The sequence below is a fragment of the Rhizobium redzepovicii genome (genome assembly GCF_019793435.1).
Classification (GTDB): domain Bacteria; phylum Pseudomonadota; class Alphaproteobacteria; order Rhizobiales; family Rhizobiaceae; genus Rhizobium; species Rhizobium redzepovicii.
In genome coordinates this window covers 1-829 of sequence record NZ_JAILYH010000064.1, presented here as the reverse complement: position 1 = coordinate 829, position 829 = coordinate 1, and the positions used below count along the sequence as shown (strand labels likewise).

Annotated in this window: 1 protein-coding gene; it reads right to left on the bottom strand. The window is 61.8% G+C overall.

Annotation, left to right across the window (positions count from 1 at the left end):
• Nucleotides 1-115: 115 nt before the first annotated feature.
• The coding region (locus tag K6N12_RS33575; RefSeq protein ID WP_222149174.1) for an electron transfer flavoprotein subunit beta/FixA family protein at nt 116-829 on the bottom strand (714 nt) is incomplete at its 5' end.

Sequence of the window (829 nt, the reverse complement as noted above, 5' to 3'; positions counted from 1 at the left end):
TCGGAGCCGATCTGGCTTGCTGCCGTCAGCGCCTTGGCGGTCTGGTCGGAAAGGCTGACATTGTCGTGGTCGGCCAGAAGAAGAATGGTCATGATGGTGTTCTCTCTTTCCTGCCTTAAAGCACGCCGGCTTCGTTCTTCAGTCTGTCGATCAGTTCGGCGACCGACTTGACCTTGACGCCGGCCTTGCGGCCACTGGGTTCCTCGGTCTTCAGCACCTTCAGCCGCGGCGTGGTGGAGACGCCGAAATCATCAGGCGACTTCTTGTCGAGCGGCTTCTTCTTCGCCTTCATGATGTTCGGCAGCGAGGCATAACGCGGTTCGTTGAGACGCAGATCCGATGTGACCACCGCCGGCAGCTTGATCTCGATCGTCTGCAGGCCGCCATCGACCTCGCGGGTGACCTCAGCCTTGCCGTCGCCGATCTCGATCTTCGAGGCGAAGGTCGCCTGCGCCGAACCGAGCAGTGCCGCCAGCATCTGGCCGGTCTGGTTGCTGTCATCATCGATCGCCTGCTTGCCGACGATGATCAGACCCGGCTGTTCGGCATCGGCGACACCCTTGAGGATCTTGGCGACCGCCAGTGGTTCGACCGCATCATCGGTCTCGACCAGGATCGCCCGGTCGGCACCCATGGCGAGCGCCGTGCGCAGCGTCTCCTCGGCCTTGGCAGGGCCGATCGACACGACCACCACTTCCTCGGCCTTGCCGGCTTCTTTCAGCCGCAGCGCCTCTTCCACCGAGATCTCGTCGAACGGGTTCATCGACATCTTCACATTGGCAAGCTCGACACCGGAACCATCCGGCTTCACTCGGATCTTCACGTTGTA